This is a genomic window from Pseudarthrobacter sp. GA104 (assembly GCF_009741265.1).
GTDB lineage: Bacteria > Actinomycetota > Actinomycetes > Actinomycetales > Micrococcaceae > Arthrobacter.
Genome location: NZ_WOWL01000001.1, coordinates 1,799,104 through 1,824,995 on the forward strand (window position 1 = coordinate 1,799,104; position 25,892 = coordinate 1,824,995).

Genomic DNA, 25,892 nt, shown 5'->3' on the forward strand with positions numbered 1-25,892 from the left:
CTGCCGCACGGGCCGTCGCGCCGGCACCCGCCTAGGGTCCGGGGGCGGGCCGGCCCTGCGTCCGCTTTGCCTGCGTCGGTGCTTTCAGGGCCGCTGCTGCCCAGACGGCCAGCAGCAGGGCCACCAGCAGCAGGCCGGCGTCGCCCAGGTCAACGGATCCCAGCCACACAGTCAAGGGGTCCTCCAGCGCGAAGGCTGTGTTGGCGAAGCCGCCCAGGGTGATGACCGCGACAAACAGGGCGGAGACCGCCGAGATTCCGGTGACGAGCGCGTTGAAGCCGAGCTTCCGCTGTGGGTGGTCCAGCGCGGAGCGGTACATCCGCATCATGGCCATCCCGTTGAGGGAGTCGCACAGGGTCATGGCGGCGGTGAACGCGAGGGGCAGCGCCAGCAAGGCGAACGCGGGCACCCCGGCCAGCGACGCCGCCGTCGTGATCATCAGCAGTCCGACGGTGGTGGCGGTGTCAAAGCCCAACCCGAACAGGAAGCCGATGACATAGATGTTCCGCGGCCGCCGCACCCTGGCCAGCGGCCGCGCCAGGAGGCGGGCAACCAGTCCCAGCGGCGCGAGGTCCTGCGGATTGATCGCGGCCCCGGTCCGTGCCCGGCGATAGGCGCGGGCCGAGCGGGCAAACGCCGAACCGTTGAACAGGCCCATGGCCAGCAGGAACAGTCCTGACACGCCGCTGCCCACCAGCCCGAGCACCAGGTTGCCGGCGGACCCTTCCTGCATGAACTCCCCCACCACCGCGGCGCCCGCGATCACCAGCACGCCGGCCAGCGTCACCACGGAGCTGTGGCCGAGGCTGAACGCGAACCCGACACTCACCGGGTCCTGCCGCTGCGCCACGAATTTGCGGGTGGAGTTGTCGATGGCCGCGAGGTGGTCCCAGTCGTAGCTGTGCTTCACGCCGGAGAGGTAGGCGGTCAGGACCAGCCCCCACGTGAGTGCCTGCGCCCCGGTTCCGCCCGCCTTGCCTGCGTTCCCGGCGAGCAGGAGCACGACGGCGGCTGCATGCAGCGCGGCCACGGCACCGAACATCCACAGCAGGCGGGTCCGCAGCGGCAGCGCTTCCCGCTCCCGGTACAGCGTGGTGATGTTGCCAAGGGCCGTCATCAGTGTTTCCTCAGCTCCAGTGGTCCCTGCCCGTGCCACCGCTCCCGGAGGAGCGCGATGCAGGCCCCAAGGAGGCGGTTCAGTTCCCCGGTACTGTTCGACAACGAGCGCAGGACCAGGCCCGTGGTTCCGGCGATTGTGCGGGTGAGGGAGATGCCGGTCAGGGCATCAGTGTTGGATGTGGTGCCGTGCAGCTCATCTGCGAGCGCCTGGTCCACGCGGGGGTCCACCACGATGAGCGACCCGAGGTGGCTGAAGCCTTCCATGAAGCCAAGCCCTGTGACATCCCCCGACGGTGGCCGGATGAGCAGGTTGTCCAGCGCCAGCAACTGGGTGGCGCCTTCAGTTTCAACGTGGATTTCGTTCCGCAGCCGCACTTCCTCGTACCGGAAGGCTGCACCGTCCGGAGACCAGCCCGGCGTCACCACCTCGGCCATGACAAGGCACGACGACGGCCGAACAGTAATGTGCGTCCGTTGCCGGTAGCTGGCCTCCCGGTAGGCAATGAGCTGGTCCGGGACCAGTTCCAGCCGGGCCCCCTCCCCCAGCCGGACAGCCATCCGCTGCTCGGCAAAGGACCCGGGAGTCCGGTAGACCTTGGTGGCGGACTGCGTGGTCAGCAACAGGTCAGCACCCTCACAGACCTCGACATCAAGCACAAAGAGATCCGCCCCAAGATACGCCCCGCCAGGGTTGACGACGACATAACAAACCTGCCCGGAGTCATCGAGGTAGTGCGGCCGAAGTACCCGTAAGGCGCCCTCGTGGAACTGGCGCGCGGCAACCGACCGGCCGCCCCGCAGACTGACGCCCAACTCAAGTCGGCCCATCGGTGACCCGACCGCCGTCGTGCTCATTGCGCCAGGTCAAGCATCAGGACGTCGTGCCGGATCCAATCTATGACCTTGTCGAGCCCTTCGTCGGTCTTGAGGTTGGTGAAGCAGAACGGCTTGGCCCCGCGGAACTCTTTGGAATCCCGCTCCATGACGGCGAGGTCCGCCCCAACGTGCGGCGCGAGGTCGGTTTTGTTGATGATGAAGAGATCCGATTTGATCATCCCCTGGCCTGCCTTGCGGGGGATCTTCTCGCCCTGGGCCACGTCGATGATGTAAATGGAGAAGTCGACGAGTTCCGGGCTGAAGGTGGCCGAGAGGTTGTCGCCGCCGGATTCGACGAAGATGACCTGCAGGTCGGGGTGCCGGGCTTTGAGTTCCTCGATGGCGGCGGTGTTCATGGAGGTGTCTTCGCGGATGGCGGTGTGCGGGCAGCCGCCGGTTTCGACGCCGATGATGCGGTCCACGGGGAGGATGCCGTTGGCGGCGAGGATCTTGGCGTCCTCGATGGTGTAGATGTCGTTGGTGATGGCGGCCATGGAGACTTCCCCGCTCATGTGCCGGGTGAGCCGCTCCACGAGCTGCGTCTTGCCCGCCCCGACGGGTCCGCCGATGCCGATCTTGATGGGTTCAGCCATGGTTCCTCCTGAATTTGAAAGCGCAGTACCTAAAGGCACGGTTAGCTCATGAACATCCGGGCACGTTGGCGTTCGTGCCGCATTTGCGAAATTTCCAGTCCGGGACTCACTGCCCCGAAGTCGTCGGGCGTGAGGTGCGGGATGCGTTCGACGGCGGCAGCAACGTCGTCGGCCGCCTTCCGAAGCAGCCGCTGGCCTGCGTTCTGGCCCAGCGGGATGGCGCGGACGGCGTTTTGCGTCAGGGACGTGACCGTGGCGAAAAGGTGGGCGGCGAGCGCCTCGTGCAGGGGCACGCCGAGTGATCGGGCCACGACGGCGAACGCCAGCGGCTGGTGCCCGGCGGCCCGCCCGGTGGTCACCAGGTCCCGGTACAGTTCCAGCTCCGCCGAGGGAAAGACCTCCGCCCCGATCTCCAGCAACCGGGTCCCCATCTTGACGGAAGCCTCCCGAACCTGCCGCGGCAAAAGACAGGCGGAAAGCAGGGCATCAAGCTCAAGAACATCAACCCCCTCATAGAGGAACCGGACAGCCAACCCATCCGAGTACGTCAACTGCTGCCCGATAAAGGCACCGAGCCACACCGCAAAAGACCCCTCATCAAGCACGAGCTCCCGCTCGATGTACCCCTCGAAACCAAGAGAGTGAGCAAACGCCCCGGTAGGCAAAGCGGAGTCAACAAGCTGCTGCAAGGCAAGCTGGTAACTGCCGACTCTGGCGGTGGCGGGTGAAGGGGGCTGCGGCGTGGTGGGCCGCGCGGGGGGCCCACTGGCGCGAGGGACCCGGCCCGAGCTTGCGAGGGTTGGGAGCGCCAGGGGACGGGCACAGCCCCCTTCACCCGCCGCCGTACCCAAGGTGACGCTGGAACTAGTGCGAGTGTTCAGCATGGCGGAAAGGCACAGGCATGACGCGTTCCTGGCGGGTAAAGGGCGCACCCACGTGGCGGAGGTAGTCCTCGACGGTGTGGTCGTAGGCGCACACCATGACGTCGGCCCCGTACTCCGAGGCAGCATCAAAGAACTGTGCCTGCAGGTGCCGGTTGCCCAGGGAGTGGGCTACGACGCCCATTTCGGAGATGGTCCGCGGGGCGATGACCAGGACGTCGGTGGGCAGGACGGACACCACGATCATGTTGGACCCTTCGACGTGCAGGATGTCGCCGTCGCGCAGGTCGCCGGAGCCGGACGGCAGCCGGATGCCGATCTCCTTGCCGTGGTCCGTCGTCGCGCGCTGGATCCGTTTGACCAGCTGGGCGCTGGGGAGGACCACTTTTTCCTGGTGCACGCCCGCGTAGGTGTGCGGGTCCGGCAGTTCGTGCAGGTTGCCGAGGACTTTGTCGATGATCACTGGGTCTCCGTGGGCTTGGATGAAATCAGAAGAGGAAGTAGCGCTGGGCCATGGGCAGCACGTCGGACGGCTCGCAGGTGACGTCTTCGCCGTCGACCGTCACCTGGTAGGTTTCCGGGTCCACCTGGATGTCCGGGGTGGCGTCGTTGTATTTCAGGTCGGCTTTGGTGAGCGACCGGATGCCGGAGACAGGCCGGATGACCTTCTCCAGCCCGAGTTCCCCGGGGACACCGGCGTCGATGGCTGCCTTGGACAGGAAGGTGATGGAGCACTGCTGCACCGCCTTCCCGAACGCCCCGAACATGGGCCGCATGGTGCGCGGCTGCGGCGTGGGGATGGAGGCGTTGGCGTCCCCCATCAGCGCGTAGGCGATCTGCCCGCCCTTGAGGACAAGCTCGGGCTTGACGCCGAAGAAGGCCGGGTCCCACAGCACCAGGTCGGCGAACTTGCCCACCTCCACCGAGCCCACGGAGTCAGCAATCCCTTGGGCGATGGCGGGATTGATCGTGTACTTGGCAACGTAGCGCTTGAGCCGGAAGTTGTCGCTGCCCGCGCTGCCGTGGGTGCCGGCGGCGCCGTCCCCGCGGGGGTCTTCCAGGACACCGCGCTGCCTCTTCATCTTGTCCGCCACCTGCCACGTGCGGGTGATCACCTCGCCAACGCGCCCCATCGCCTGGGAGTCCGACGACGTGATGGAGAAGATGCCCAGGTCCTGCAGGACGTCCTCGGCCGCGATGGTCTCGGCACGGATCCGGGAATCGGCGAAGGCCACATCCTCGGGGATGTCCGGGTTGAGGTGGTGGCAGACCATCAGCATGTCCAGGTGCTCTTCGATGGTGTTGCGCGTGTAGGGAAGAGTGGGGTTCGTGGAGGCCGGCAGGACGTTGGGCATCCCGGCGATCTTGATGATGTCCGGGGCGTGGCCGCCGCCGGCACCCTCCGTGTGGAAGGTGTGGATAACGCGGCCGTCGATGGCGCGGATGGTGTCCTCCACGAATCCGCACTCGTTGAGGGTGTCCGTGTGGATGGCCACCTGGACGTCGTACTCGTCGGCCACTGCCAGGGACGTGTCGATCGAGGCGGTGGTGGACCCCCAGTCCTCATGGACTTTCAGCCCGATGGCACCGGCGCGGATCTGCTCGGCCAGGGGTTCGACGGCGGACGCGTGGCCCTTGCCGAACAGGCCGATGTTCATGGGGAACCCCTCGGACGCCTGCAGCATCCGCTGGATGTGCCACTTCCCGGGCGTCACGGTGGTGGCCTTGGTGCCTTCGGCGGGACCGGTGCCGCCGCCGATCATGGTGGTCACGCCGCTGGCCAGCGCCGTCGGGACCTGGTCCGGGGAGATGAAGTGGATGTGGGTGTCAACGCCGCCGGCGGTGAGGATCTTGCGTTCGCCGGCGATGATTTCGGTGCTGGCGCCGATGGTGATGGTGACGCCGTCGGTAATCTGCGGGTTGCCGGCCTTGCCGATCTTGAAGATGTGGCCGTCCTTGAGGGCGACGTCCGCTTTGTAGATGCCGGTGTAGTCCAGGATCACGGCGTTGGTGATCACGGTGTCCGGGATGTCCTCATCGCGGACCGCCTGGCCGTTCTGGCCCATGCCGTCGCGGATCACCTTGCCGCCGCCGAACGCCACCTCTTCGCCGTAGACGGTGAGGTCTTGTTCGATCTCGAGGAACAGCTCGGTGTCCGCCAGGCGGATCTTGTCCCCGGCGGTGGGCCCGTACAGGTCCGCGTACTGCCGGCGTGGGATTTCGAAGCTCACTGGACGTCCCCTTCCGGGCGGGTGCCGCCGTCGAGCTTTCCGTTGACAGCGTTGCTGAGCCCGAACACCTCGCGGCGCCCGGCCAGTTCGATCAGCCGCACGCTCCGGGAGTCCCCCGGTTCAAAGCGCGCTGCGGTGCCTGCGGGAATGTCCAGGCGCCGGCCGTAGGCGGCCTCCCGGTCGAAGGACAAGGCAGCATTGGCCTCGGCAAAGTGGAAGTGCGAGCCCACCTGGACGGGCCTGTCGCCGGTGTTGGTCACGGCGACCTCGATCGCCGTCCGCCCGGCGTTTGCCGTCACGGGCTCCGGGCGGAGGACGTATTCTCCTGGGATCATGGCCTGCCCCTTCAGCGGATGGGATCGTGGACGGTGACGAGCTTGGTGCCGTCGGGGAAGGTGGCCTCGACCTGCACGTCGTGGATCATTTCGGGCACGCCCTCCATGACGTCCTCGCGGCGGAGGAGGGTGGTCCCGTAGCTCATGAGGTCCGCGACGGTACGGCCGTCCCGGGCGCCCTCGATCAGTTCGTAGCTGATGATGGCCACGGCTTCCGGGTAATTGAGCTTGAGTCCGCGGGCCTGGCGGCGGCGCGCAAGGTCGGCGGCCACCACGATCAGAAGCTTTTCCTGCTCACGTGGCATCAAATGCATGAGGGTCCCTTCGGCAGCCAGCGGACGGCGTGGGACCTACAGTAGGCGGCGGACGTTTCGGCTACGTTTCGGCTTTGTTATGGGCGGCTCTCCAGTCCAGGCAAGACACCGGCGGCAGGTGGCTCACGTGGTGAGCCGGGCCAGGATCTCCTCGGTGGACTGGACGGGCTGGCGGTAGCTGGCGGAGAGGATGCGCAGCATGTCCGCGGCGTCCTGGCTGTCCTCGGAGGCCATCGCGTCCTTGGCATAGGTGACCCGGATGTTGTGGGCGAAGGCGTCGGCGCCGGTCTGGGCTATGCAGTTGTGGGTGGAGACTCCGGCGAGGACCACCTCGTCCGCGCCCCAGTTGCGCAGCCGGGACAGGAGGTTGGTGCCCACGAAGGCGCTGTCCCGGGTTTTGTTCAGCTGGGGCAGGCCGTCGAGGGCGAGCCCCGGCACTGCCTGGGCCTGCCCGGTGCCGCGGAAAACGAAGCCCTGGTCGTCGTCGAGCATGTTCAGCGTCCAGGTTGACTTGTCCAGCTCGTGCTCCGTCCCCACCATCAGGGCCTTGTGGCCGCTCGCCTTGAAGGCCTCCAGCAGCCGGTTGCAGGAGGCCACCAACTGTTCCTGGTGCGCGGCAAGTTCGGGCGCCTCGAAGTAGGCGTTCTGCATGTCGATGACAAGAAGTGCGATCATGTCCTGAAACGTACCCCGTGGCTTGCCGGCGAAACCTCGGCAAGGTACAACTCCTACGGTGCCGAGTCGCGGACTTTCAACTGGAAGCCGGCCTCGACGTGCACACCCTGTTCCTCCGTGGCCAGCCCCTCGATCCTGTCGATGAGCAGGCCGGTGGAGCGTTCCGCAATTTCCTCCATGCCGGGCGAGACGGTGGTCAGCGAGGGTGCGGCGAACCGGGCCTCGTCGATGTCGTCGAAGCCCGCCACGGCCACCTCCTGCGGAACCCGCACGCCGCGGATCAGCAGCTCGTGCATGGCTCCCAAGGCGAGGACATCGTTCAGGCCGAAGACGGCGTCGAACTTCACGCCGCTGTCCAGGAGCCCGGCCACGGCCCCCGCTCCGCCGTCCCGCCGCCACTCGCAGGGCGCGATCAGTGCCGGATCAAACGGGATCCCTGCATGGTCCAGCGCCTTGCGGTAGCCGTTGAGCCGCAGCCCGGCGCTGCCCGCGGACTCCCCGGGGCGGGCACCAACCACGGCAATCCGACGGCGTCCGCCGGCCAGCAGGTGGGCGGTCAGGGCTGCAGCCGCTTCCCCGTTCTTCATGGTGACCAGGTCGAACCGGGGATCCAGGATGTGTTCGCCCAGCAGGACCAGGGGCTTCTTGCCGAGGCGGGCGGCGATGCTGTCCGCGTCAACAACCAAGGGAGTGAACAGCAGCCCGTCGGTGAGCTGGCGGAACGGGCCCTGCAGGGCGTTAAGTTCCACCTCGCCCGCGGCGTCGGACTGTTCCACCAGGACCCGGTACCCGCGCCGGGACGCCGCTTTCATCAACCTTGACGCCAGTTCGGCATAGTAGGGAGCGGAAAGGTCGGAGAGGACCAGCCCCAGCATCCTGGTCTTCCCGGACCGGAGGCTGCGGGCGGTCAGGTTGGCCTCATAGCCCAGCTCCCCGATGGCGTCCAGGACCCGCTGCCTGGTGGCAGGCCGGATGAACTCGTAGTCATTGAGCACGTTGGAAACGGTCTTGAGCGACACTCCGGCCGCCCTCGCAACGTCGTTCATGGTGACCGCCATCATGGCTCCTTCGTGTGGTTCCGCCAGTTCCTGCCATACATCGTTGCAGAAGATGGCGTGGGTGCCGCAACCAGCGCTGCAGCGGGCCAACGCTGCGGCCGAAAGCCGCGAGGGAGCGGCCCGTCAGCCCTTTGCTGCCTTGGCAGCGGCCTTCGCGGCCTGCTTGCTGGCCCGCACCTTGGTGAGGGACTCCGAATCCACGATGTCGGCCACAGAGAGGTACGAGCCCTCCTCGCCGTAGTGCCCGGCAGCTTCCCGCCAGCCCTGCGCCTGCAGCCCGCACTGCTTGCCGAGCAGTGCCAGGAAGATTTTGGCTTTCTGCTCCCCGAAGCCGGGCAGCGCCCTCAGCCGGCGAAGCACCTCCGCGCCGTCCGGATTGCCCCTGGTCCAAATGGCGGCGGCGTCCCCGTCCCACTCATCCTGCACCGTTTCGGCGAGCGCCTGCACGCGTGCGGCCATTGAGCCGGGGAAGCGGTGCACGGCGGGCCGTTCCTTGAACATCTCCACGAAGGCGTCCGGGTCCTGGGAGGCGATGGCTCCGGGCTCCACGGATCCGATCCTGGCCCTGATTTTCTCCGGACCGGCGAAGGCCGATTCCATGGTCACCTGCTGGTCCAGCAGCATGCCGGTCAGCAGGGCGAAGGCGTCCTCGCTCAGCAACTTGTCCGCGGCGGGATCCCCTGTGATGTGCAATTCCATGCGGTCCATCCTCCCACCCGCGGGCCGCCGCCGTCATGCCGCCCTGCCCCGCCCCGGCCGGGCCGGGCCGGAGTCTGGCGGGAGGCTAGTGCCCCACCGCCAGCCGGATCATGGACCAGGACACGGCCGGGAGCTCGGCGGTGAGGCGGCCGCCGTCGGCCTTCACCGTGACGTTTTCGGCCGGCAGGACCGACGTCGAGTCGTCGGCGGTTGCCTGCCAGTACGGATCCTTGTTCGCGTAGGTAAGCGCCTCCACCACCTGCACGCTGCCGAGGCCGGAGACCGCGGCATCCAAAGCAATCACGTCAGTGGCCGAGCGGTTGACGGCAAAGACAACCGCTTCGCCTTTTTCGGCGTCATAGGTTGCGACGGCGGACACCGCGGCAAAGTCGGCCGTCTTTCCCCCGCTGATCCGCGGGGATTCGACGGCGAGCTGCAGCACGGTTCCGGAAGCGTGACGGGAGGTGAGTGCGAACGGGTGGAAGGTGGTCTGCTTCCAGGCGCGGCCGCCCGCTTCGGTCATGATCGGGGCGATCACGTTGACCAGCTGGGCCAGGCTGGCCGAGTGGACGCGGTCCGTGTTCCTGAGCAGGGTGACCAGGAGATCGCCAACGACGACGGCGTCCGCCACCGTGTAGGTGTCCTCGAGCAGGACGGGGGCAACAGGCCAGTCCTTGCCCGTGGGGACGCGGGACTCGTCGCGGCTCATGTGCCAGACGTTCCACTCATCGAAGGAGATGTTGACCTGCCTGGCGGACTTCTTCACGGACTTCACGTGGTCGATGTGGCTGACGATGTCATGGATAAACGCCTCCATCCGATGCCCGGCGGAGAGGTGTTCCTGCAGGTCCCCGAAGTCTTCAAAGTATTGGTGGGCCGAGATGAGGTCCACCAGCTCGTAGGTTTCGGACAGGACCACGCGTTCCCACTCCCCGAAGGTGGGCATGGTGGGTCCGGAGCTGCCGCATGCCACAAGTTCCAGGTCCGGTTCGATCATGCGCATGCCGCGGGCGGTGTCCGCTGCCAGCCGCCCGTACTCCAGCGCGTTCTTGTGCCCGATCTGCCAGGGGCCGTCCATTTCATTGCCGAGGCACCACATCCTGATGCCGTAGCCGTTCTCCGCGCCGTTGGCCCTTCGCTGGTCCGAGAAGGTGGTGCCGCCGTCGATGTTGCAGTACTCGAGCAGGTCAAGCGCCTCCTGCGTGCCGCGGGTGCCCAGGTTCACGGCCATCATGGGCTCGACGCCGGCCTTGGCGGACCACTTGGCGAACTCGTCCACCCCTACGAGGTTGGGGTCGGTGGAGTGCCAGGCCAGGTCCAGCCGGACAGGCCGCTGGTCCGCCGGACCCACGCCGTCCTCCCAGCGGTACCCGGAGACGAAGTTGCCGCCCGGATAGCGGACCGTGGACACCCCCAGTTCCCGGGTCAGCTCCAGCACGTCCCGGCGGAACCCGTCGCCGTCGGCGTTGGGGTGGTCCGGCTCGAAAATGCCTGTATACACACAACGGCCAAGGTGCTCAACAAAGGCACCGAAAGTACGCCGGCGGACCGGACCCACCACGAAGGAGGGATCCATGGCGATTTTGGCTGCGGCTGATTCTGTGGCGGTCACTAAAACGTCCTCGTCTTCGTCTTTTACAACGTTATAGAAAGCATTGTTCGTGCTGCGGCGGCAGGAGTCAAGCACAAGCTGGTGGTGGAGGCGGAAATCCAAGTAGTACCTAATCTCAAAGTCGGGTACCTCTTACGCGTTCGCCGGGACCTGCGGCGGAACTACTTTCTTCTCAGAGACAAGACGTGTTCCGGCCTGTAGTACTTGGCTCACTAGGGGGTGTGAGACTGCAATGCACGCACAGCAGGCAAGCGCAGGCTTCCCGGTCCATCGGACGCGGGTATTAAGCGGGGCCGGCGACGAGGAGGCCTTTGAGACCAAGGCCTCTCCCCCAGCCGTCGCCGGCCCTCTTCGTTCCCGGCAGGGCCTGGACCAGCGGCAGGCGCCGGCGCGGCCCGCCCCTGGAAGGCCGGCGGAGTCCGGCACCCCGGATGGGCTGGTGCTTGACCTGGTGACCGGCACCGACAGCCTGATTGAGTCCCTCGACCTGCTGGCGGCCGCGGCCGTCCGGTCAGTGGTGCGGGCCACGGGGATCCGGATCGAGTGCGGGGTGGTGGTGCGCCAGCCCAAGAGGAATCCAGCCGCCACCGGCACGTCGGACGACGTGGTCCATGTTTTGGAGTGGGAGCAGGAAGCCAAGGAAGGCCCGCTCAACGACATCCTGTCAGGCGGCCATCCGGTGGCGGTGCTCCAGCGGAACGGGGACTTCCGGTGGCCGCGGTATTCCACCCAACTGCAGCTGGCAGGGTTCGGCAGCGCGATGGGGGTACGGCTCCGGATGGCAACCGGTTATGCGGACAGTGGGGCTGCGGACGGAACCGCTTATGGGGACATAGGTGCGGCCCTGGCATTCTTCACCCAGGACGCCAAGGCTTTCCCGTTGCAGGTCATCGCCGAAGCCCGCACCTTCGCCGGACTTGCCGCGCCAAGCCTGGGAGTGGCCATCAGCCTCCACTCCGCCAGGTCCATGGCCACCGACCTGCGCTCGGCGCTGGACAGCCGGACGTCAATCAATGTCGCCTGCGGAGTGATCATGGCGCAGAACCGGTGCTCCTACCACGAGGCGTTTGCCATCCTCGCCAAGGCGTCCAGCCACCGGAACATCAAGCTGCGCCGGGTGGCGGAGGACATCCTCGAGCGGTTGCCCGAGGGTCCGCCCCGCGCCCACTTCGGCCACTAGCCAGCGCGCAGCGGCCGCTCAGGTTTTGAGCGTCCCCCTGGCGATGCTGACGCTTGAATGGGCCGGGTTGCCGTCCACGGGCTCGTCAGAGACGTCAACAATGGGGTACTCCGAGAGCTCCAGGCCGGCGGGCAGTTGGAAGGTCCCCGATTCGGAATTCATCACGCCCAGGCTCACCAGCCGTGAAAGGTCGGGGGCGATCAGCCAGACTTCCTGATAGCCCTTCGCCTCGTCCTTGCTGAGCTGTATCTCCAAGGCACGGGAGCCGTCCGCCGCCTCCACCACCTTTGCCGAACCGGCGGCGGAGAACTGGGCAAGTGGTGCCAGGTCCGCCTCCGCAAGCGGCCGGGGCGCCTGGTTGAGCGACCACACAGCACCTGCGGTGACAAGCACGGCCGCCGCGGCAGCAGCCATCCAGGTTCCCGGGCGCTGCCACCAGGCTGCGCGCCGGGCCGGGCGGGTTCCGGCCCTGTCCTGCAGGGAAACAGGCTCCGCCGCGGCCTTGTGCCCGGCGCTGGCCAACGGATCTTCCTGCACAGACCCGGACAGGCCCAGTTCCCGATGGATGCCGGCCCACACGTGGGGGCCGGGGCGCTCGAGGCTGCCGGCATCCGGCGTGGTCTTTACCGCCTCCACCGCCCGGCGAAGCGCAGCAAAGTCTGCCGCGCACTCCGGGCAGACCCGCAGGTGCTCCCTGCCGCCGTCGTCCCAGTCGTCGTACAGGGCAAGGAGGCTCAACTCTTCCGGATCAAGATGCGGCATGGTTTACCTCCAATCTGTTTCTCAGGTGCGACAGGCTGCGGCGGATGTGGCTTTTGACGGTACCAAGGGGCAGGCCAAGTTTCCGCGAGATCTGCTCATGGGTCAGGTCATCGTAGAAGGCAAGCTTCATGATGGACCCCTGGGGTTCGCCAAGCCTGTCCAGTTCCCCGTCCAGGAGGATCCTGTCCGCCAGGATTTCCGCGTCTTCAAGGCCGTTCCCGGCTTCGTCGGCCAGGCCGGCTCCCGCCACCGCGAGGGCTTTCCGCGTTTCCCGGGCCGATGCGGACAGGGTGTCCGAGATGACATTCCGGGTGATGCCCACAATCCACGCCGGAAGCCTCGCAACCTGCGGATTGAAGGTGCTCCGGGAGCGCCACACGCGGATGAAGACCTCCTGGGTAACATCGTCCGCCGCCGAGCGGTCGGGCAGCGAACGCAATGCAAGGGTGTGCACCAGCGGCGCGAATTCACGGTAGGCGGCCGCCAGGGCGCGTTCGTCTCCGGCCAGGAAGGAGGGTGTGAGCTCATCTTCCCAACCCCGCGAAGCCTGGTCGGGAGGTACCAAACGTGGCTCCTTCGCGGCATCGGTGGCGAGGTTCAAGGCAGCATCACCGCTCACTCAAGGACCGCGGTGACAATCACATTGTCGCTGTAGTCCATTCGTTCGTCCAGCCATTCGCCGCCGCAGGTGACAACCTTGAGTTCATGGGGGCCCGAGCGCCGGAACACGGAGCTTCCGTCGAACCTGTCCTTGGCCATCAGTTCCACCCCGACCACCCGGTAGTTCAGGGCAGGGGCACCCTGCCGCCCTACCTGCACCAGGGTTCCTGCCGCCACCGTTTTCAGCTGCGAGAAGGGTGCGGTGTCCGATTTCGTGTCGATGTGCCCGGCAATGACGGCAGTACCGGCCGCGGCTCCCGGGGCCGGGCCGAACCGGTACCAGCCCGCCCGGTCGAAGGCGTCCGGGATTTCCATGGCCCCGCCCTCCGCAACTCCCACCGGAACTACGGGCATGTCGATGGAAGTCCCGGCCACCGTGAGCGAAACCGGGGAAGGCTCCGCGGCCGTTGATTCCGGAGTGGCGGGCCGCACAGGAATCTCCGGAACCGGCGCAGTCCCGGCGGCGGAGCTTTCCGGCAGGGCTGGACTCGCCGCGCCAGCCTGGCTGGCTGCCGGCGGGGAGGATGGAGCCTGCTGGGCCGGGTCCGCCGCGCAGCCGGGAAGCAGCAGTGCGGCCGCGACCAGGACCCCGGCGACAGAAAAAGCGGAAGGACGACGGCGGCACTCCCCTGCCGTCGTCGTGATTGCCTTAACTTGTCCGGCATCGGCCGGGCCGGCGCCTGCCTTGCCGGCTTGTTGTATCGGGTCCATCTGTCCGGCCTTTCTTGCGTCCGCGCCTGGGCGGGAACCTGCATCTGATGGGACAAGGGGACGGCCGCCCGGCTTTCACCGGGCGGCCGTCAGGGGGTTTACTCTGCCCGGCGGGCGGCGACGGTCCGGGCTACGCCCAGGCCGCCGAGGAGCAGGGCCAGCGCTGCCGCGCCGAAACCGACCGCGAGTGCTGCCGGGCCAGTCGAGGCAACATCGCCGGAGCCGTCACGGGCTCCAGGCACCGAGGCGGGAGCTGAGTGCAGGCCCTCGATCGTCTGCACGGCGAGCTGGAGGTTCTTGTCCGCCAGGCTGCCCCAGGCGTACACGATGGTGTGCGTACCCTCGGTAATCGTGACGTCGGCCGGACCGATCACCGGTGCCGTGGTTCCCGTGGCAGCGACTGCGGCCGAAACGGTGCCGGGGTCAAGCGTGAGGGTCTGTTCGTTCGGGTTGGCGAGGTTGGTAACAACGGCGGCGCCACCGGCTAGGACGTCCACGGCGGGAGCAGCCGCCGTGTGCCGGACGGTCAGCTTGCCCTTGCCGGCCTCGATCCGGGAAACGTTGTTGGTGAAGAGGTTGGCGGTGGGTTTGCCCGCCGCGTCGAGGTTGGCGACGGCGGTGTAGTTGCCGTTGGCGGCCAGGGTGACACTGACCGGTCCGATGACGGCCGCGGACGCGTCCGCGGCATCCGAGGCGGTGATGGCGAGTTCGTAGGCCCCTGGCGGCAGTGCCAGCGGGCCGGCAAGGCTGCCGGGAGTGAAGTCGTCCAGGGTCCGGTCTCCGTTGACCCAGACATCCACGGTCAAGCCCGGTACACCGTGGAGGACGGACAGCTGTGCGTCCCCCTCCGCAGCGTGGGCAGGGCCGGCGAGAGCGATGGCTGCCGCGACTGCCGCCGCACCGGCGCCTGCTGTAAAAATCCTGTTGCGCATGTCCTTCTCCTTGATCGGCCCGCTGTACGGGCGTTTTTGCTTACACCCCTACTACCGGCGCAGCATCAAGGTTGGATGCACTTGCATGGAAATTTGTTCAGGATTTTTCTGGTTGCGCGGGCGGGGCCGTGCTCGCCCGGAGGACCAGTTCCGGCGTGACCACAGTGGAGCTGACGTCGGCGCCGGCTTCGATCTCCTTGAGCATGGTGTCCATGCAGCGCCGGCCCAGCTCCTCGAAGTCCTGCCGCACCGTGGTGAGCGGGGGGTGAAGTACCCCGATTCCGGCTGGTCGTCGAACCCCACCACGGAGACGTCGTCGGGCACCCGGACCCCCGCTTCCGCGAAGGCGCACAGCACGCCCAGGGCCATCTGGTCGTTGCCCACGAAGAGCGCCGTCGCGGTCCGGTCGGCCGCGAGCTTCCGGCCTGCCTCATACCCGCTGCCGGCGCTCCAATCGCCCTGCACCAGGAGGTCGTCGGCCAGATCGGCAGCCCTGAGTGCCTCGCGCCAGCCATCGGCGCGCTCTGAACCGTCCGTCCAGTCCTGCGGTCCGGCGATATGGCCGATCCGGCGGTGGCCCTGGCTGATCAGGTGCTCTACGGCGAGCTCGGCGCCCCGGCGCTGGTCCACCATGGCCCCGCTGACACTGCTGCTGCCTAGGGACCCCACCGCCACCACAGGCACGGGCAGGCGCATTTCTTCCAGGGCCAGCAGGGTGTCGGCGTGCGGCACCAGCACCGCGATTCCGTCAACGGCCTGGTCCATGAAGTGGTTGACGGCGTCGGAAATGGCATCCCTGCCTACCTCGCGGAGGGCTGCGATGCTGACAAAATAGCCGGCGTTCCGGGCGGCCTGTTCAACCCCCAGGAGCGTGTTGGCCGGACCGTATTGGGACAGCTCGCTGGCCAGGACGCCGATGGTCTGCGAGCGCCGGGTGACCAGGCTGCGGGCGGCGGTATTCCGGCGGTACCCCAGCTCGGCGATGGCGGCCTCCACCTTCGCGCGCGTCGATTCGCTGACGTTGGGGTGGTTGTTGATCACCCGGGAGACTGTCTGGTGGGAAACCCCTGCCCTGTCCGCCACATCTTCAAGGCGCGGCATCCGCCCCTTGCTACTTTTTGCCATGTGCCTATTCTGCCTGCGTGCAGAGGATTGCGGCTTCCGCTCGGAGAAAAACACCCCAGGGGGTATAAGCTGGACGGAGGAGCCGATCTATGGAGAAGTCCTTCTTTTCCTCGCCTGATCAATTTCACTGTCAAGCCCACCCAAGGAGAATCATGACGTACACGCTCAGCACCACCATCGCTCTTCCATGGGCCGAAGCCCTGGACCGCACCCGGGATGCCCTGTCAGCGCAGGGCTTCGGAGTACTCACGGAAATCGACGTCCGGTCCACCTTCGAAGCCAAGCTTGGCACCGAAGCCGCTGAGGCCGTCGGCGACTACGTCATCCTTGGCGCCTGCAACCCTGCGCTGGCCAGCCGGGCGCTTGCTGCAGAGCCGGAAATGGGCGCGCTCCTGCCCTGTAATGTCGTCGTACGCCGCAGCAAAGACGCGGGAGCCACCACCATCGAGGCCATCGACCCCCAGACCATGGCCCGGCTTAGCGCTGCGCCGGCCGTCAAAGAGGTTGCCGACGACGCCGGCGCCCGCCTGCGCAAAGTCCTTGACGCCTTGAGCGACGAATCCGCCAGTCCCGGGCGCTGATGCTCGGATCCGGCATGAACTCAAAGAAAAACCCCCGGTTCCCTGCAGGTGCAAGGAACCGGGGGTTTCCACTCTTCGCTAAAAGAGTGGGCCCTGTGGGGCTCGAACCCACGACCCACGGATTAAAAGTCCGATGCTCTACCAACTGAGCTAAAGGCCCCCGCCGAATGGTTCAGCGCCGTCGGCGCTGGCCAATACGGCCAAGTCCATTTCTGGACGTTAATACTCTAACCCATGGTTCCGGCGCGTTCGCACGACGCTGCCAAACCGCTGTCGGCCCGGAATCACGCTACGGCCGGGGAGCACGGATGCTCGATTTCCGCCTTGGCACAGGAGTAGCGTGGGGGCATGAGTGAGCAAGCAGGATCCAGTCCTTACGGCGGCGCGAACCGGCACCATAAGCCCAAGCCCTTCGCTCCCATCGACTTCGAGCCCTTTGCCGGGGGCGCGGATCCCGCGCGGGTCTCGGAGGCGGCCCACCTCGCGGCCCAGGCCTTGGTCCGCCACGGCCGCGACAGTGACGATCCCGTGGTCACTGAGCGCCTGGTGAAGCTCGCCGACGAGCAGGGGCTGGAAGCCATCGCGGAAATGTGGGCCGAAAGTCCCGCGCGTTCGCTTCCCGGCGCGTTGTGGCGCCTCTACGCCCTGCGTGCTGCGACGGTCCAGGACCCGGAGCGCATCTCGGTGTATTTCCGGGCCGGAAAAGACACTGCCCAGGTGTCCAACGTGGTGGCCGGAGCGGCCGAGCCTCCGGGCGCCGATGAGATGCGGGCCATGGCGGATGCCATCCTCTCCGGCGCGTTCGACGGCGAGTTCGACGTCGCGCTGGAACGTTCCGCAGCCTTTTGCCGGGTTGTGGCACTCGGCCAGGCAACCATCGCCGACGGCGCCGAGCACGGCAACGAAGCGCACGCCAGCAAGCTCACCCGAAACTCGCACCAGCTGGTGAAGACCGCTGAGGACCTGGAACATGCCGCGAACGCGTGGCGGCTGGGCGAACTCGACTGAGGCCGCCCTGCCTGCCCCGCCCTTGCCCAATCTGTCAAGATTGACTTGCGCCAGCCAAAGTAGAAAACTGAAATCGGTGCCGAGCCGCGAAACCCCCGGGCTTCAACAATTAGCCGCCTAGAGCGGCCTACCGCCGAGAGGCGTATCCGGTTCGGCACCATTTTTCTGCCACTTTTCCTGCCCGTCTTCCCAGACATTCCGGGCCTGTTTCCAGGCACCAAGTTACGGGCCGGTAGAGTTGGCTCAGTTGCGCGCCGGAGTCAAGTCACACGGCAGCAACACCCCGCCCCGTACTTTTCCCCGGAGACCGGTAAACACGTGAAGCTGCGCCTTTTCCCCCAGGAGCCCGCCGGGCTGGACCTCCTTTCGCAGTTGGCCCAGCAGATTGTGCAGGCTGCCGCCACCCTGGCCGAAATTCTTGGCGTCCCTGCTGCTGAACACGGCAAGCTGGTAGAGGACATGCACAACCACGAGGCGAAGTCCGCGGAGCTGCACTTCGCCCTCCTGACGCATATGCGCTCCAGTTTCGTGAACCCGCTGCCCCGCGAGGACATGTACGCGCTCTCCCGCTACCTCAACGAGGCGATGGAGAAGATGGACGCGGCGGCAGAGCTGGTGGCCCTGTACAAGCTGGAGCGGCTGCCCAAGCGGGCCGCCGACCAGCTGGAGATCATCAGCCGGCAGGCCGAACTGACCGTGGATGCAATGCGCCGGCTCAATAACCTCGATGACCTCGAGGACTACTGGATCGAAATCCTCCGCCTCACCAAGCGCGCCGAACGCACCCACCGCGTATGGGTGGCGGACATGATCGCGGACATGAAATGGGCGCAGTATTCCCGCAACCGGGACATCGCCAACCAGCTGGTGGAAGTCACCAAGGACATGCGGCGGATCGCCACTCAGGTGGGCAGCCTCATCGTCAAGGAATCCTGAGGTGACGCCGGTCATTTTCGGCTTGGTGGTCCTGCTGTCCGCGGCGTTCGCCTTCCTCAACGGCTTCCGCGATGCCTCCACCTCCGTGGCGCTTGCCGTCCGCACCAGGGCCCTCACCCCCAGCGTCGCGGTCCTGCTGGCGGCCTTCTTCAACTTCATTGGCGCCCTGCTGAGCGCCGGGCTGGCTGTGGCCATCAGCCGGGCCTGGATCAGCCTTCCTCCGGGTCCGCAGGGCCTCAGCATCCTGGTGGCCGGCCTGGCAAGCGCGTGCGCATGGGGGATTTTGCTGTGGTGGCGGGGCATTCCCGCCTCATCCACCCACGCCTTGGTGGGCGGCCTTGCCGGCGCCGGCCTGGCCAGCCTGGCGGTGGGCGGCACCGGCGTCGGAGGGGTGGACCAGTCCCTGCTCTTCCAGGTTGTGCTTCCACTGGTGCTGTCCCCGCTCGTCGCCTACAGCGGCGCATTCATGCTGGTGTATCCGGCCACCTGGGCGGCCCGCTACACCCAGCCCAATGTGGTCAACCACCGCTTCCGCCGAAGCCAGGCAGTGGCGGCCGGGGCCGTGGCTTTTGGGCACGGCATACAGGACGGGCAGCGCGTCAGCGCCGTGCTGCTGCTGGCGCTGTTGGCCGCAGGGTATTCCGACGGCGGCTCGTTGCCCCTGTGGGTGATGTTGCTGACAGCGGTGATGATTGCCGCCGGGACCATGTTCGGCGGCTGGCGGATCTCGCACACGATCGGGTACAAGATCACCCGGGTGGATCCGCTGCGCGGGTCTGTTGCCCAGACTCTCAGCGCCGTGATGCTTTTTGTGGGTTCCATTGCGCTCCATTGGCCGTTGTCCACCACGCACACGGTGACTTCGGCAGTCCTCGGGGCGGGAGAGAACCAGCACTTTTCCGTGACCAACCGGAAGCTGGTGATCCGGATCGTGGGTCTCTGGGTCCTCACCCCCGCCGCCACGGCTGCACTGGCATTCGTGCTGGCTTTGGCGCTCACCCCGGTGGCTGGTTGAACCTGGTAGTGCCATGTCTTCATGCGGCGGCTTCATTGCCCTATACAGGCTGATCACGGTGACGTAGATTCGAAAGTAGGTTCTGGAATCCCGTACTTTCGCTTTCCCGGGCCGGACATCCGCCGCCGGGTGCAGGGCCGCGGACTGGGCTGCTGCAGCATATCGGCGGCATGGATGCACCTCGCGGAAAAGAGCAGGCATCATGTCTACTTCGAGGCCCCGGCATTCCCTGCCCCAGCCGCGGCAGCTTCGCTGCGAAACCTGCGGGACCGAACATCAATTGACCATCCACGCCATCAGTGCGATGGGGGCAGCCAACGGGGACCTGGTCACCGTTGGCTACACCTGCAACGACTGCGGGCTGTTCCAGGAGCACCTCGCCTATGCACGGGATGTGGCGGCGGCGTTGCACCAGGTGCGCCGGATGGCCCAGGTCATCCTGTTCGGCGACGAGTACATCCACTGCGGGTTTCCCATGGAGGAAGCCGAGTTCGAGATCGAACGGCTTTGCTACCGCAGCAGCGACAGCGGAGGGGGACTCAACGCGGTTTCGCTGCCCACGAGGGTCCTGCGCTGCCGGTGCGGCTTCCAGCTTGAAGTGCCGGAGTAGGCTAAAACCCCGTGGGCCAGGCTGGCGGGGCGTCCAGCAGGGCCGCTTCCAGTTCCTGGGACGTCATGTTGGCCGCCTGGAGGAGCGCGCCGTGGTCCACCCCGGAACTGGCTGCCTGCTGGACGGCTTCCCTGAGGGACTCGTGGGCGGCGTCGAGTTCCCACTGGATGCTCTCCAGGTAGGAACTGCTGCGCCAGACCGCAGAGAGGTGCTCCCCATCGGCAAAGGTTCCAGGCCCGTTGGGATGATGGCCCCTGAGGCCGTTTGCCGTCTGCGTCAAGGAAAGCTCCTATTTCTTCTAGTTACTAGCTCCCGAAGTATCTAGTCCAGCGTACTAAATTCCCCAAGTCCCCGCCAGCAGTTCCTTGGCGTCCTCCCTGGCAGCCGACAGCCCGAGCAGGAAGGGTTCCTCCTCGGGCTGTGGAGCGCCTGGACAAAAAGACGGCGGGTTATCCGAAGCGGCCGGAGACGTAGTCCTCGGTGGCCTTCTGGGTGGGGTTGCTGAAGATGGTGTGCGTGTCTCCCACCTCGATCAGCTTGCCTGGCTTGCCGGTGCCTGCGATGTTGAAGAAAGCGGTGCGGTCCGAGACGCGGGCTGCCTGCTGCATGTTGTGCGTCACGATCACCACCGTGTACTGGTCCTTGAGCTCATTGATGAGGTCCTCGATGGCCAGGGTGGAGATGGGGTCCAGCGCGGAACACGGCTCGTCCATGAGGATCACTTGCGGCTCCACGGCAATGGCACGGGCAATGCAGAGGCGCTGCTGCTGTCCGCCGGAAAGGCCTGAGCCTGGCTTCTCCAGGCGGTCCTTGACCTCGTTCCACAGGTTGGCGCCCTTCAGCGAGCGTTCCACCAGGACGTCGGCCTCACCCTTGGAGATCTTCTTGTTGTTAAGCTTCACTCCTGCCAGCACGTTGTCCCGGATGGACATGGTGGGGAACGGGTTGGGCCGCTGGAACACCATGCCGATCTGCGAGCGGACGGTCACGGGGTCCACGCCCGGGCCGTACAGGTTGTCGCCGTCGAGCAGGACCTCGCCCTCGACGCGCGCCCCCGGGAGGACCTCGTGCATGCGGTTCAGGGTGCGCAGGAAGGTGGACTTTCCGCAGCCCGAGGGTCCGATGAACGCGGTAACGGACTTGGCCTCGATGTTGATGGTGACGTCCTCTACGGCGAGGAAATCGCCGTAGTACACGTTCAGGTCCTTGACGTCGATGCGCTTAGACATGGTGTTCCTTCACTAACTGGTATGAATTGAAGTCTAGGTTCCGGCGGATAGGACCGGAAGGGACGCGGGCTGGAAACTGTCAGCGGCCCGTCTTGGGGGCGAAAACCCGGGCGATCAGGCGGGCGCCAAGGTTGAGGACCATGACCAGGATGATCAGCACGAGGGCCGCGCCCCAGGCACGCTGGGATGACGGATCCGGGTTGGCCGGCGACGTGGGGTTCAGGATCTGGGTGTAGATGAACGTGGGCAGCGAAGCCATCCAGCCGCTGAACACGTTGGAGTTGATGCTGGTGGCGAAGCCCGCGGTGACCAGGATGGGCGCCGTCTCACCGATGACGCGGGCGATCGCCAGGGTGACGCCTGAGGCAATGCCGGAAATCGCCGTCGGGATGACAACCTTGACGATGGTCCGCCACTTGCGCACGCCCAGGGCGTACGCGGCTTCGCGCAGTTCGTTGGGAACGATCTTCAGCATTTCCTCGCTGGAACGCACCACCACGGGGATCATGAGAACGGAAAGCGCGACCGCGGCAACGGCGCCGGTTTTGGTGCCGGGGCCGACAATGGCGAAGAAGAAGGCCGCCGCAAAGAGGCCTGCCACGATGGAAGGAATGCCGGTCATGACGTCAACGAAGAACGTGATGGCGCGGGCCAGCCGGCCGTCATTGCCGTACTCCACCAGGTAGATGGCCGTCAGCAGGCCCACCGGCACCGAGATGACCGTGGCCAGGAGGGTGATCTGGATGGTGCCGATAAGGGCGTGGTAAATACCGCCCAGGACCGGGGCGCCTTCCTCCGCGGCCCGGTTGTCGTAGACACCGGTGACCCCGTTCATGGACGTCGTGAGGAATCCCGGGTTGAGGAGTCCGGGAACGCCGTTGACCAGGACCGTCCAGATCACCGAAATGAGCGGCAGCAGGGCGATGAGGAAGGACCCCACCACCAGGCAGGTGGCCAGCTTGTCCTTTGCCTTGCGGGAGCCCTCCACGGCTGCGCTCCAGGACACCAGCCCGATGGCAAACAGCAACGCCGAGACGATGCCCCAGCCGACGGGGTTGAAGCCCACCAGGGCCATGATGGCGGCACCCAGGATCAGGGCTGCGGCAAGGACGACGTACGGCGCATACTTGGGCAGCTGGCCTTTGGTAAGTGCCGAGCGCTTGCTGCGCACAGGGGTAAGCGTGGAGGTCATTTAGTTGGCTCCCGAGAATTCTTTGTGCCGGGTGATGATCCAGCGCGCGATCATGTTCACGGCCAGGGTGATGACGAAGAGGACCAGGCCGGCAGCGATGAGGGTGCTGACCTTGAGCCCGCTGGCCTCCGGGAAGTTCAGGGCGATTTCGGCGGCGATGGTCTGGTTGCCGGACTGGATCAGGCTGGCGGTGAGGGCGCCGGAGGACAGCACCAGGGCGACTGCCATGGTCTCGCCGAGTGCACGGCCCAGGCCGAGCATGACGGCGCTGATGATGCCGGGCCGGGCGAACGGCAGGACGGACATCTTAATCATTTCCCAGCGCGTCGCGCCCAGGGCGAGCGCGGCTTCCTCGTGCAGCTTGGGGGTCTGCAGGAAGATTTCGCGGGACAGGGAGGTGATGATGGGCAGGACCATCACGGACAGGACGATGCCGGCGGTCAGGATGGTCTTGCCGGTTGCGGAAGCCGGACCCTGGAAGATCGGCAGCCAGCCCATGTTGGCGGCCAGCCAGTTGTAGGCGGGCGAGATTTCCCTCGCCAGGAAGGCCGCACCCCAGGCGCCGTAGATGACGGACGGGATGGCGGCCAGCAGGTCCACCACGTAGCCGAGGCCGGAAGCGAGTCCGCGGGGGGCGAAGTGCGAGATGAACAGGGCGACGCCGATGGCGATGGGCGTGGCAATGACCAGGGCGATGACCGCAGCGATAAGCGTGCCGATCACGATGGGCCAGATGTAGGCGAAGAAGCCGGCGCCTCCCTGGATTTTGTCGGCCGGCGCGGTCAGCGCGGGGATTGCCTGCACTACCAGGAAGAGTGCGACGCCGAAGAGGACGGCAAGAATGAGGCAGCCGGCGGCCAGCGCGGCGCCCGAGAAGATTTTGTCCCCGGCGCGCCCGGCGCCTTGGGTACTTGTCAGGGGGGTGGCGGTCATTCGACGGCCCTTCGGTTGGTAGCTGATTCAGGAAAGATGTGTTGTCCAATGCCAAGTTCCCCGCACTGCCTTTCGGCAGGCGGGGAACCCGGGTTCAGAGCGGTTATTAGGACTTGACCTTGATGGAGTCGATAGCCGCAGTTGCCTTCTCTGCAAGGGTAGAGGAAAGCGGGGCCGACTTGGCGGAGTCCGCGGCGGCCTGCTGGCCTTCCTCGGAAACTACGTAGTTTTCGAAGGCCTTGACCAGGTCAACGGTTTCCTGCTTGTCGTAGGCGCTGCAGACCACGTGGTAGGAAACCAGCACCACCGGGTAGGCACCCGATGCGGTGGTCTTGCGGTCCAGCTTGATGGCGACGTCGTTGGCTGAACGGCCTTCAACGGCCTTGCCTGCCTCGACGGCCTTGGCTGCGGCGTCGGCGGAGATCTTGACGAACTCGCTGCCCACCTTGATGGAGGCGGTGCCGAGCTTGCCGCCCACAGCTGAGTCATCAGCGTAGGTCACGGCGCCGGGGGTGTCGGTGACGGTCTTGACCACACCGGAGGTGCCCTTGGCGTTTTCGCCCTGCAGGGTGGCAGGCCATACGCCGGAGGACTTGTCCGTCCAGACCTCGGGTGCTGCAGAGGCCAGGTAGTCGGTGAAGTTGGTGGTGGTGCCGGAGTCATCCGAGCGGTTCACCGGGGTGACCTTGAGGTCCGGCAGGCTGACGCCCTCGTTCAGGGCGGCGATGGCGGGATCGTTCCACTTGGCGATTTCGCCGCGGAAGATCTTGGCAACCGTGGTTGCATCCAGCTTCAGGTCCGTGATGCCGGGCAGGTTGAAGGCCACGGCGATCGGGGAGATGTAGACCGGGATGTTAATGGCGCCATCGGGACCGCACACAGCCTTGGAGGCCTCGCGCTCTTCATCCTTGAGGTAGGCGTCCGAACCAGCGAACTGGGCCGAGCCGTCAATGATGGCCTTGCGGCCCGCGCCGGAGCCGTCCGGGGAGTACTGCACGGTGGCGCCCTGGTTTGCGGAGGCGAAGCCTGCCTTCCACGCGTCCATGGCTGCACCGGTGGAGGATGCGCCGATGCCGGTCAGGGTGCCGGTGACCTTGGGGCCTGCGGAAGTCTGGTTGCCGGTGGGCGAGGTGTTCGTGGCGTTGTCTGAACCGCAGGAGGTAAGCGCGAGAGCGCCGGCTGCGATGACAGCGATAGCCGCGTGGCGGCCGAAGCGGAGTGCCTTCACTAGATGTACCCCTTCCAGGGTTTTTCAGTTGCGGTCAGGGACGGAGAACCCTGCTGCGCGATGCGTACGTTTTGTACCTTCATCGAAGTTAGGGTCCGCAGGTAACGGGATGGGCTGCCCAAGGTTAACGGAGGATTAACGGCGGCGGGATATTGGTTGACATATGCCCGGTCACCATTGCGCAGATCACATGTTCGGCCGTAAGGCGCCGCGCACCGGAAAATAAAACGGGGCCGGCAGCAAATACACTGGACGGCATGGCTCCCGCAGCAGGACTCTCAGCAGGCAGGCGGTTCCTGCGCGGCCGCTTCCGCACAGGCCTGATCCGCAGCCGGAACTCCCTGCTCCCTGCGGTCCAGATGACCGTCTGCGCCGTGGGAGCTTACGCTTTCGCGGAGTACGTGCTGGGGCATTCCGGCCCCCTGTTCGCGGCCACGTCATCCCTGATTGCCCTTGGTTTCTCCCGGGAGCCCAGGCTGCGGCGGGTGGTGGAGGTTGGCCTGGGCTGCACCATCGGCATTGCGGTGGGCGACCTGCTCCTGCACTGGCTGGGCCCCGGGATCTGGCAGGCCGCCGTCGTCCTTCTTTTCTCCATCCTGCTGGCCCGCTTCCTGGACAGCGGCAATATCTTCACCACCCAGCTGGGCCTGCAGTCGCTGCTGGTTGTCCTGCTCCCCGCGCCGGCCGGCGGGCCTTTCACGCGGAGCATCGACGCCGTGGTGGGCGGACTGTTTGCCCTGCTGGTAACCATCCTCGTCCCCAAGGATCCGCGCCGCGAACCCCGCAAGGACGTGAAGAATCTCCTCCACGAGCTTGCCGAGGTGCTGCGCGAATGCGCCAACGCCCTGGACAACAGCGATTCCACCCAGGCCTGGCACGCCCTGATCCGGGGAAGGAACTGCCAGCCGCTGGTGGACGCCATGCGCCAGTCGCTGCGCACCTCCGGCGAGGTGGCCAGGCTGGCCCCCGCCTACCGGAGGCACCGGGAGGAACTGGACCAGTTGAAACAGTCGCTGGACTTCATCGACCTGGCGCTGCGGAACAGCCGCGTCTTCGCGCGCCGGCTTACCAGCGCCATCAACCATGCGGCGCTTTCGGATGAAGCCACGGAAAACATCGCGGAGGTGCTGCAGGAGACCGCTGCCGCCATCGACGAGCTTTCGCTCGGCTTGGCGGAAACGCACGACGGCGTCCGCCGCGCCCACATGCGCACGGCCCGCCGGGACCTCAGCGAGATCGCCCTGCGCCTGCACCCCAAGCTCCTGGAAGTGCAGCGGCTGGAGGGCGAAACGGTGGTGATGCTGTACCGGCCGCTGATGGTGGACCTGCTGGAGGCCACGGGCATGGACGCGAGCGAGGCCCGGGACGTGCTGCCGGCGCTGTAGTGGCCGGTGGCC

General features: G+C 66.4%; 28 protein-coding genes, 1 tRNA gene and 1 pseudogene. 7 read left to right on the forward strand and 23 right to left on the reverse strand.

All coding sequences use genetic code 11. From position 1 onward, the window contains the following. Positions 1 to 31: 31 nt before the first annotated feature. The 12 genes from GK109_RS08150 to GK109_RS08205 form a co-directional block, all read right to left on the reverse strand. Complete coding sequence (locus GK109_RS08150; protein WP_157239642.1) at positions 32 to 1,117, reverse strand: HoxN/HupN/NixA family nickel/cobalt transporter; 1,086 nt, start codon at positions 1,115 to 1,117, stop codon at positions 32 to 34. Then, positions 1,117 to 1,974 carry an urease accessory protein UreD gene (locus GK109_RS08155; RefSeq protein WP_157239644.1) on the reverse strand — a complete coding sequence of 286 codons (858 nt, stop codon included), beginning with the start codon at positions 1,972 to 1,974 and terminating at the stop codon, positions 1,117 to 1,119. The genes GK109_RS08150 and GK109_RS08155 overlap by 1 nt, the downstream gene beginning before the upstream one ends. After that, entirely contained in the window at positions 1,971 to 2,588 is a 618-nt protein-coding gene (gene ureG / locus GK109_RS08160; protein WP_157239646.1) for an urease accessory protein UreG, read from the reverse strand. The genes GK109_RS08155 and ureG overlap by 4 nt, the downstream gene beginning before the upstream one ends. A 41-nt stretch (positions 2,589 to 2,629) precedes the next feature. Continuing rightward, positions 2,630 to 3,277, reverse strand: coding sequence for an urease accessory protein UreF (locus GK109_RS08165; RefSeq protein ID WP_231754825.1), 648 nt, complete (start codon positions 3,275 to 3,277; stop codon positions 2,630 to 2,632). A gap of 175 nt (positions 3,278 to 3,452) precedes the next feature. Next, on the reverse strand, positions 3,453 to 3,932 hold the full coding sequence (ureE, locus tag GK109_RS08170; protein WP_370460469.1) for an urease accessory protein UreE: 480 nt from the start codon (positions 3,930 to 3,932) through the stop codon (positions 3,453 to 3,455). A 25-nt stretch (positions 3,933 to 3,957) separates the two neighbouring features. Then, the gene (gene ureC, locus GK109_RS08175; RefSeq protein ID WP_370460470.1) at positions 3,958 to 5,700 is read right to left on the reverse strand and encodes an urease subunit alpha; all 1,743 of its coding nucleotides are present in this window, start codon (positions 5,698 to 5,700) and stop codon (positions 3,958 to 3,960) included. Next, positions 5,697 to 6,035 (reverse strand): urease subunit beta, encoded by a 339-nt coding sequence (locus GK109_RS08180; protein ID WP_157239650.1) that lies wholly within the window; start codon positions 6,033 to 6,035, stop codon positions 5,697 to 5,699. Before GK109_RS08180 ends, ureC begins: the two co-directional genes overlap by 4 nt. Before the next feature lie 11 nt (positions 6,036 to 6,046). Then, positions 6,047 to 6,349, reverse strand: a complete 303-nt coding sequence (locus GK109_RS08185; protein ID WP_157239652.1) for an urease subunit gamma — start codon at positions 6,347 to 6,349, stop codon at positions 6,047 to 6,049. A gap of 123 nt (positions 6,350 to 6,472) precedes the next feature. Continuing rightward, positions 6,473 to 7,024: a cysteine hydrolase family protein gene (locus tag GK109_RS08190; protein ID WP_157239654.1), complete on the reverse strand. Its 552-nt coding sequence runs from the start codon at positions 7,022 to 7,024 to the stop codon at positions 6,473 to 6,475. A 53-nt stretch (positions 7,025 to 7,077) separates the two neighbouring features. Continuing rightward, the gene (locus GK109_RS08195; protein WP_157242766.1) at positions 7,078 to 8,082 is read right to left on the reverse strand and encodes a LacI family DNA-binding transcriptional regulator; all 1,005 of its coding nucleotides are present in this window, start codon (positions 8,080 to 8,082) and stop codon (positions 7,078 to 7,080) included. Positions 8,083 to 8,205: 123 nt separating this feature from the next. After that, a complete protein-coding gene (locus tag GK109_RS08200) occupies positions 8,206 to 8,790 on the reverse strand; it encodes an HhH-GPD-type base excision DNA repair protein (RefSeq protein WP_157239656.1) in 585 nt (194 codons plus the stop codon). Between the two features lie 76 nt (positions 8,791 to 8,866). Then, positions 8,867 to 10,393 carry an alpha-N-arabinofuranosidase gene (locus GK109_RS08205; RefSeq protein ID WP_370460471.1) on the reverse strand — a complete coding sequence of 509 codons (1,527 nt, stop codon included), beginning with the start codon at positions 10,391 to 10,393 and terminating at the stop codon, positions 8,867 to 8,869. Between the two features lie 232 nt (positions 10,394 to 10,625). Here GK109_RS08205 and GK109_RS08210 point away from each other — a divergent pair, with 232 nt between their 5' ends. After that, positions 10,626 to 11,573: an ANTAR domain-containing protein gene (locus GK109_RS08210; protein ID WP_157239658.1), complete on the forward strand. Its 948-nt coding sequence runs from the start codon at positions 10,626 to 10,628 to the stop codon at positions 11,571 to 11,573. Between the two features lie 18 nt (positions 11,574 to 11,591). On the opposite strand, the gene GK109_RS08215 is transcribed toward GK109_RS08210, so the two are convergent. From GK109_RS08215 to GK109_RS08235, 5 genes and pseudogenes are all read right to left on the reverse strand, one after another. Continuing rightward, the gene (locus tag GK109_RS08215) at positions 11,592 to 12,335 is read right to left on the reverse strand and encodes an anti-sigma factor (protein ID WP_157239660.1); all 744 of its coding nucleotides are present in this window, start codon (positions 12,333 to 12,335) and stop codon (positions 11,592 to 11,594) included. After that, positions 12,322 to 12,900 (reverse strand): RNA polymerase sigma factor, encoded by a 579-nt coding sequence (locus tag GK109_RS08220; RefSeq protein ID WP_157239661.1) that lies wholly within the window; start codon positions 12,898 to 12,900, stop codon positions 12,322 to 12,324. Before GK109_RS08220 ends, GK109_RS08215 begins: the two co-directional genes overlap by 14 nt. A gap of 50 nt (positions 12,901 to 12,950) precedes the next feature. Then, entirely contained in the window at positions 12,951 to 13,706 is a 756-nt protein-coding gene (locus tag GK109_RS08225) for a class F sortase (RefSeq protein WP_231754826.1), read from the reverse strand. Positions 13,707 to 13,804: 98 nt separating this feature from the next. Next, a complete protein-coding gene (locus GK109_RS08230; protein WP_157239663.1) occupies positions 13,805 to 14,638 on the reverse strand; it encodes a DUF4397 domain-containing protein in 834 nt (277 codons plus the stop codon). A 97-nt stretch (positions 14,639 to 14,735) separates the two neighbouring features. Further along, a pseudogene (locus tag GK109_RS08235) lies at positions 14,736 to 15,763 on the reverse strand (LacI family DNA-binding transcriptional regulator). A 152-nt stretch (positions 15,764 to 15,915) separates the two neighbouring features. On the opposite strand from GK109_RS08235, the gene GK109_RS08240 reads away from it, so the two are divergent. Continuing rightward, positions 15,916 to 16,344 (forward strand): DUF302 domain-containing protein, encoded by a 429-nt coding sequence (locus GK109_RS08240; RefSeq protein WP_157239665.1) that lies wholly within the window; start codon positions 15,916 to 15,918, stop codon positions 16,342 to 16,344. An 87-nt stretch (positions 16,345 to 16,431) separates the two neighbouring features. Here the strand turns inward: GK109_RS08240 and GK109_RS08245 are convergent. After that, a tRNA-Lys gene (locus tag GK109_RS08245) sits at positions 16,432 to 16,504 on the reverse strand. A gap of 188 nt (positions 16,505 to 16,692) precedes the next feature. Here GK109_RS08245 and GK109_RS08250 point away from each other — a divergent pair. The 4 genes from GK109_RS08250 (at position 16,693) to GK109_RS08265 (ending at position 19,913) form a co-directional block, all read left to right on the forward strand. Continuing rightward, complete coding sequence (locus GK109_RS08250; RefSeq protein ID WP_157239667.1) at positions 16,693 to 17,352, forward strand: hypothetical protein; 660 nt, start codon at positions 16,693 to 16,695, stop codon at positions 17,350 to 17,352. A gap of 318 nt (positions 17,353 to 17,670) precedes the next feature. Continuing rightward, entirely contained in the window at positions 17,671 to 18,288 is a 618-nt protein-coding gene (locus GK109_RS08255) for a DUF47 domain-containing protein (protein WP_370460472.1), read from the forward strand. Position 18,289: 1 nt separating this feature from the next. Next, positions 18,290 to 19,303: an inorganic phosphate transporter gene (locus tag GK109_RS08260; protein WP_321215096.1), complete on the forward strand. Its 1,014-nt coding sequence runs from the start codon at positions 18,290 to 18,292 to the stop codon at positions 19,301 to 19,303. Between the two features lie 202 nt (positions 19,304 to 19,505). Beyond that, positions 19,506 to 19,913 carry a hypothetical protein gene (locus tag GK109_RS08265; protein ID WP_157239668.1) on the forward strand — a complete coding sequence of 136 codons (408 nt, stop codon included), beginning with the start codon at positions 19,506 to 19,508 and terminating at the stop codon, positions 19,911 to 19,913. A 1-nt stretch (position 19,914) separates the two neighbouring features. Here GK109_RS08265 and GK109_RS08270 read toward each other — a convergent pair whose 3' ends face one another. The 5 genes from GK109_RS08270 to pstS form a co-directional block, all read right to left on the reverse strand. Next, positions 19,915 to 20,193, reverse strand: a complete 279-nt coding sequence (locus GK109_RS08270; protein ID WP_157239670.1) for a hypothetical protein — start codon at positions 20,191 to 20,193, stop codon at positions 19,915 to 19,917. Between the two features lie 169 nt (positions 20,194 to 20,362). Then, complete coding sequence (pstB, locus tag GK109_RS08275) at positions 20,363 to 21,142, reverse strand: phosphate ABC transporter ATP-binding protein PstB (protein WP_009357830.1); 780 nt, start codon at positions 21,140 to 21,142, stop codon at positions 20,363 to 20,365. Positions 21,143 to 21,221: 79 nt separating this feature from the next. After that, positions 21,222 to 22,334 carry a phosphate ABC transporter permease PstA gene (gene pstA, locus GK109_RS08280; protein WP_157239672.1) on the reverse strand — a complete coding sequence of 371 codons (1,113 nt, stop codon included), beginning with the start codon at positions 22,332 to 22,334 and terminating at the stop codon, positions 21,222 to 21,224. Next, positions 22,335 to 23,267 carry a phosphate ABC transporter permease subunit PstC gene (gene pstC / locus GK109_RS08285; protein ID WP_157239674.1) on the reverse strand — a complete coding sequence of 311 codons (933 nt, stop codon included), beginning with the start codon at positions 23,265 to 23,267 and terminating at the stop codon, positions 22,335 to 22,337. It lies immediately after the preceding gene. Between the two features lie 106 nt (positions 23,268 to 23,373). Further along, complete coding sequence (gene pstS / locus GK109_RS08290; protein ID WP_370460473.1) at positions 23,374 to 24,495, reverse strand: phosphate ABC transporter substrate-binding protein PstS; 1,122 nt, start codon at positions 24,493 to 24,495, stop codon at positions 23,374 to 23,376. 257 nt (positions 24,496 to 24,752) lie between these two features. Here pstS and GK109_RS08295 point away from each other — a divergent pair, with 257 nt between their 5' ends. Continuing rightward, positions 24,753 to 25,880, forward strand: coding sequence for an aromatic acid exporter family protein (locus GK109_RS08295; protein ID WP_157239678.1), 1,128 nt, complete (start codon positions 24,753 to 24,755; stop codon positions 25,878 to 25,880). Positions 25,881 to 25,892 lie beyond the last annotated feature (12 nt).